The sequence below is a fragment of the Nocardia sp. NPDC004722 genome (assembly GCF_053601505.1).
Window position 1 is genome coordinate 1 of record NZ_JBSGBY010000588.1, and the last position, 5,190, is coordinate 5,190.

Below are 5,190 nucleotides of genomic sequence, written 5' to 3' on the forward strand. Positions count from 1 at the left end.
CCCGGATGTGGCGGCCGTGCGCGCGGTCGGCGAATCCATCCCGTCGCTGCGTGACATCGTCGTCGAGCAGGACGGCCCGACCGGCAGGCTCATCGCCCGCACCGACGACCCGTCCGGCGTGGTCGGTCGGGTGCTGTCCGAATTCGACGCCGCCGCCATCGGTTTCGGCGCGGTCTCGATCTCCCGGCCCTCCCTCGACGACGTGTACCTGCACTACGCGGGCCGCTCCTACCGGGCCGACAACCACCGCGACACCGTGGAGGTGGCGGCATGACCGCGATCGCCTACGACCGGCCCCGCGAAACCCCCACGGCCGCCTGGGCGGTGGCGGCGGGCCAGATCTTCCGGCGCTGGATGCTCAACACCCTGCGCGAATCCTGGGGCGTCTTCGCCGCGCTGTTGCAGCCCATCGTCTGGATCCTGCTGTTCGGCCAGGTGTTCAAGTCCGTCGGTGAGATTCCCGGCTTCGGGGCCGCCAACTACATCACCTTCCTGGCCCCCGGCGTGCTGATGATGACCGTCCTGTACTCCGGGGTGTGGGCGGGCACCGGCTATATCGAGGACATCGACAACGGCGTCATGAATCAGCTGCTCACCGCGCCGATTTCGCGCAGCGCGGTGGTGGCCGGGCAACTGGGTGTGCAGCTCACCATCGGCCTGGTGCAGTCGGCGCTGGTGCTGCTCATCGGATTCGCCGGTGGTGCACGCTATCCCGGCGGCGTGGTGGGCGTGCTGCTGGCACTGGCGGCGGCGACGCTGCTGGCGGCGATCTTCTGTGCGGGTTCGGTCGCGCTGGCGTTGATCACGCGCAGCCAGATCGCGTTGATCGGTATGTCGCAGCTGATCATCCTGCCGTTGACCTTCCTGTCCTCGGGCATGATGGCCACCGCCCTGATGCCCGGCTGGGTACAGTCGATCTCGAAGTTCAACCCGGTGACCTGGGCGGTCGATATCGGCCGCACGGGGTTGGCGGGCACGGCGGACGCCGGGTTCGTGGCCGCGCACCTCGGCTACCTGACGGCCCTGGCCGCCCTCGCCTTCGCCTGGGCGCTGTCGGCCTTCCGCACCTATCAGCGGACCCAGTAGCCCGAACTCGTCCGGGACTCGGTCCGAGTGGCGATCCGCCGCTCGGACCGTGTTCGGCACCGGAATACCTTGGCGCACAGGCCCGGTGGGTTACAGATGGGTGTCCGCGTGGGCGAGGAAGTCGGTGATCTCGTCGTCGAAGCCGGTGTCGGCGCGGAAGTACTCGACGGTGAGCATCAACAGATCCTGCCCGAGCGGCGTCGGCGTGGTGAAGTCGGTCATGAAGGTGTCGAAGTCCGCGAGGTCTTCGGTGCAGCGGGTGATGGCCCGCAGGTAGTAGGAGTAGGCCACCTGCGCGCCGACCGCGCGCAGCATGTCGTCGCAGTGTTCGAGCCAGTCGCGGCCCAGGTTGTAGATCAGCTGGCCGAAGCCGCCGTTCTTCACCTGATAGTCGAAATAGGCGGCCAGGGAGGTGATTTCGGCCAGCTCGCGGGTGGCGTCGTCGAGAGCCTCGGAGTGCTCCAGCCGTCGGGTCGCGCGCTCGCCGAGCTGCTGCAACCGCTCGTTGTAGACATTCACACCGAGCGAGCCTAGCGACAACCGGTCGCGGCGCCGCCGGAAGACGCTGGGGCGGAGGGTGTCTCGGGCGATTGCCGGCGAGGCGCGGCGGGCGCGTCCTATGATCGCCGCAAGTCGGACAATTGGGGCTGATCATGAGTGCAGTAGCCGACGACGTGCGGTATTCGCGCGTCCTCGCGCCACCGGGCTGGAGCCGCTGGCTGGTTCCGCCCGCGGCGCTGTCCATCCACCTCGCCATCGGGCAGGCGTACGCGTGGAGCGTGTTCAAGCCGCCGCTCGAGAAGGCCATGCACGTCTCCGGCACCGGCAGCGCGCTGCCGTTCCAGATCGCCATTGTGATGCTGGGACTTTCGGCGGCCTTCGGCGGGACGACCGTCGAGAAGCGCGGCCCGCGTTGGGCGATGAGCGTCTCGCTGGTGTGCTTCTGTTCCGGGCTGCTGGTCTCGGCGCTGGGCGCGGCGGTGAGCCAGTACTGGCTGATCGTGCTGGGTTACGGGTTCATCGGCGGCATCGGGCTGGGCATCGGCTACATCTCGCCGGTGTCGACGCTGATCAAGTGGTTCCCCGACCGGCCGGGCATGGCAACGGGTTTCGCCATCATGGGGTTCGGCGGCGGCGCGCTGATCGCGTCGCCGTGGACCACCGAGATGCTCTCGGACTTCGGCAGGGATCACCGGGGGATCGCGGAGACCTTCCTGGTGATGGGCCTGGTCTACGCCGTCTTCATGGCGTTGGGCGTACTGTTGGTGCGGGTGCCGCCGCCGGGCTGGCGGCCCGCGGGCTGGGAGCCGCCCGCCACCACCGGCAGACTGGTCAGCGCCCACGATGTCGCCGCGAACGACGCCCTCCGGACCCCGCAGTTCTGGCTGCTGTGGATCGTGCTGTGCTTCAACGTGACCGCGGGCATCGGGATCCTGGAGAAGGCCGCGCCCATGGTGGTCGACTTCTTCAAGCACACCTCGACGCCGGTATCGGCGGGTGCGGCAGCGGGTTTCGTGGCCGTGCTGTCGGCGGCCAATATGAGCGGGCGCATCGGCTGGTCGTCGCTGTCGGATGTGATCGGGCGCAAGAACATGTACCGCGTCTACCTGGGTGTCGGCGCGCTCGCCTACGTGCTGGTGTGGTCGGTGGGCCGTGACAACAAACCGGCCTTCATCCTCGGCGCGATGGTGATCCTGTCGTTCTACGGCGGCGGATTCGCCACCGTCCCGGCCTATCTCAAGGACCTGTTCGGCACCTACCAGGTCGGCGCGATCCACGGCCGGCTGCTCACGGCGTGGTCGGTCGCCGGTGTCGCCGGGCCGCTGATCGTCAATGCCATCGCCGATTCCGGTGCGCGCCACGGCAAAACCGGTCCCGCCCTCTACGGGACCTCGTTCGCCATCATGATCGCGCTGCTGTGTGTCGGCTTCCTGGCCAACGAATTGATCCGCCCCGTCTCGGCCAAGCATCATCGCAAGCCCACCGAACCGGCCGTCGTTTCGCAGGGAGAACCGCAATGACCACCCCGGAACCCACTCCGCCTCGCCGGATTCCACTGCTGATCTTCGCCTGGGCCTGGGTCACCATTCCGTTTCTCTATGGCGTGGATCGCCTGATCGTGAACCTGCTCAAGCTGTTCCAGTAGTCCCCGCCGTCACGCCAGTCCGGCGAGGATGGCGGCGAGCTCGCGGGCTTGCAGGACCACGTCGATGTGACCGGTGGGCAGGTCGTGGACATCGAAACGATTGTCCGGAGTGAGCCGGTCGGCGTCCTCGATCATCTTCGTGGCGAGGGCGGGGGAGATGACATTGTCGTGGGTCAGGCGGATGTAGGTGCGGGGGATACGGCCCCAGGTGGCGGCCTCCACTCGCCCGTCGGCGAAGCTGGTATTCGCCGAATCCTCCGGCTGCATGCCGTAATTGATCAGGGTGAGCAGCTGCTCCGGGGTGGCCTCGGGCATATTGGTCAGCCGGAAATCCTCCAGCGCCACCGGATCCGCCGAGCGCAGGTTGAAGCGGATCAGACCGCGCGACACCGGTTCCATCCCCAGGAACAGCGAACGCTCCTGATTCGGGACGTACACGTCCTTCAAGGCTTCCGGGGTCTGGCTCAAGGCCATGGCGCTCGGGGCCTCGGCGGTGGACGGGCAGAACGCGGACAGATAGACGAGGTGATCGACGGCGTCGGGTATCGCATTGCCCACCAAACCGATGGTGACACCGCCCAGACTGTGCCCGACCAGAATGACCGGACCGTGCCGCCGCACCGCGCGCACGGTCTCGATGACGTGGGCGACATTGTCCTGCACCGTGATCGCGGACATCGGCGACGGCCCGGCCGCGAAGGCGTCGATGTCCTGCGCCTGATACGACGGCGGAATCGAGGCGTCGAGACCGTGCCCCGGCAGGTCCACCGGCAGACTGCGGTGCCCGAGCAAAGCCAGCTCCCGGACCACGGGAGCCCAATAGAAGCTGTTGCTGGTCAACCCGTGAACGAAGACGAATGTCGGAGCGCCGGTACTGGTTTCGGTCATGAATGACCCCATACCCAGATCCGGTGATCACAAACCCGGCCCGGACCCGGGGCTATCGTGGTGGTGATCATGTTCGACCCTGTGCGAGAAGGTGATTACCGATGCTGGACTACGGCCTCGACCTGTCCGAAGTCAACCGCGACCTCGCGATACCCGACCTGGTGGCCGAGGGCGATGAACTCGACGCCCTGGTCTCCGCACACGACGACTGGACGGCACCCACCCCTGCCGTCGGGTGGACGATCGCCCACCAGATCGCCCACCTGGCCGTCGCCGACGCCAACGCGCTCATCGCCCTCCGCACCCCGGACGCCTTCGACACCGTCCTGAAGAACGCCGAAGCGGCAGGCCCGAAAGCCGCCGACCTCGACGCCGCAACGGGAGCGGCGAAACCCCGATCGGTCCTCCTGAACGAATGGCGCACCGGCCGAACCGAACTGGCGGCAGAACTGCGCGACATCCCCCTCGATCGAGCGTTCCCCTGGTTCGGCTCGGACGTGACCGCGACACTCCTGGTCCCGCTACGCCTGATGGAAACCTGGGCTCACGGCCAGGACATCTACGACACCCTCGGTGTCCCCCACCCGCCGACCACCCGCCTGCGCCCCATCGCCGCCCTGGGCGTAGCCGGCATCGCCCTGTCCTTCTACGCCGCCGAATTACCCCTCCCGACAACGCCTTTCCGCGTCGAACTGACCGCCCCCGACGGCGAGCTCTGGACCTGGGGCCCGCCGGACGCCGCACAACGAGTCCGCGGCAACGCCCTCGACTTCTGCCTCCGCGTCACCCAACGCCGCCCCCTGGCAGCCACCGCCCTCACCGCCGTCGGCGCGGATGCCCGCACCTGGCTGGAGAACGCCCGCGTCTTCCTCTGAATGCGGTGGCCGGATGGGCGGGGCTTGGTCACACTGCTGCTGTGGCGACGACGGAAAAGACCGTGCGCGTGCCGGTTCGGGCACCGGCGATCGGGTGGAGCCTGCTGTCGTGGGCCTTGTTCGCGACTTCTGGCCCGCTGGCCTCGTCGGTGATGGAGGCAGGCTGGTCACCGGCGGCGGTGACGTCGGTGCGGA

6 protein-coding genes and 1 pseudogene are annotated in these 5,190 nt (G+C 68.0%); 5 read left to right on the forward strand and 2 right to left on the reverse strand.

Features of this window, described 5'->3' with window-relative positions; translation table 11 throughout:
* Together ACWELQ_RS37320 and ACWELQ_RS37325 are read left to right on the forward strand one after the other, a co-directional pair.
* Nucleotides 1–274: pseudogene (locus ACWELQ_RS37320) on the forward strand (hypothetical protein); the annotation flags it as partial.
* Complete coding sequence (locus tag ACWELQ_RS37325) at nt 271–1,086, forward strand: ABC transporter permease (protein ID WP_452401731.1); 816 nt, start codon at nt 271–273, stop codon at nt 1,084–1,086. The pseudogene ACWELQ_RS37320 and the gene ACWELQ_RS37325, both read left to right, overlap by 4 nt.
* Nucleotides 1,087–1,176: 90 nt before the next feature.
* Here the strand turns inward: ACWELQ_RS37325 and ACWELQ_RS37330 are convergent, their stop codons facing one another.
* A complete protein-coding gene (locus ACWELQ_RS37330) occupies nt 1,177–1,605 on the reverse strand; it encodes a DMP19 family protein (RefSeq protein WP_452401732.1) in 429 nt (142 codons plus the stop codon).
* A 134-nt stretch (nt 1,606–1,739) separates the two neighbouring features.
* Between ACWELQ_RS37330 and ACWELQ_RS37335 the strand changes: the two genes are divergently transcribed.
* On the forward strand, nt 1,740–3,107 hold the full coding sequence (locus ACWELQ_RS37335; protein ID WP_452401733.1) for an L-lactate MFS transporter: 1,368 nt from the start codon (nt 1,740–1,742) through the stop codon (nt 3,105–3,107).
* Entirely contained in the window at nt 3,104–3,232 is a 129-nt protein-coding gene (locus ACWELQ_RS37340) for an MFS transporter small subunit (protein WP_452401734.1), read from the forward strand. Before ACWELQ_RS37335 ends, ACWELQ_RS37340 begins: the two co-directional genes overlap by 4 nt.
* Nucleotides 3,233–3,241: 9 nt before the next feature.
* On the opposite strand, the gene ACWELQ_RS37345 is transcribed toward ACWELQ_RS37340, so the two are convergent.
* Nucleotides 3,242–4,120, reverse strand: a complete 879-nt coding sequence (locus ACWELQ_RS37345; RefSeq protein WP_452401735.1) for an alpha/beta fold hydrolase — start codon at nt 4,118–4,120, stop codon at nt 3,242–3,244.
* 101 nt (nt 4,121–4,221) lie between these two features.
* On the opposite strand from ACWELQ_RS37345, the gene ACWELQ_RS37350 reads away from it, so the two are divergent.
* Nucleotides 4,222–4,995, forward strand: coding sequence for a TIGR03084 family metal-binding protein (locus ACWELQ_RS37350; RefSeq protein ID WP_452401736.1), 774 nt, complete (start codon nt 4,222–4,224; stop codon nt 4,993–4,995).
* The last annotated feature ends 195 nt before the right edge of the window (nt 4,996–5,190 follow it).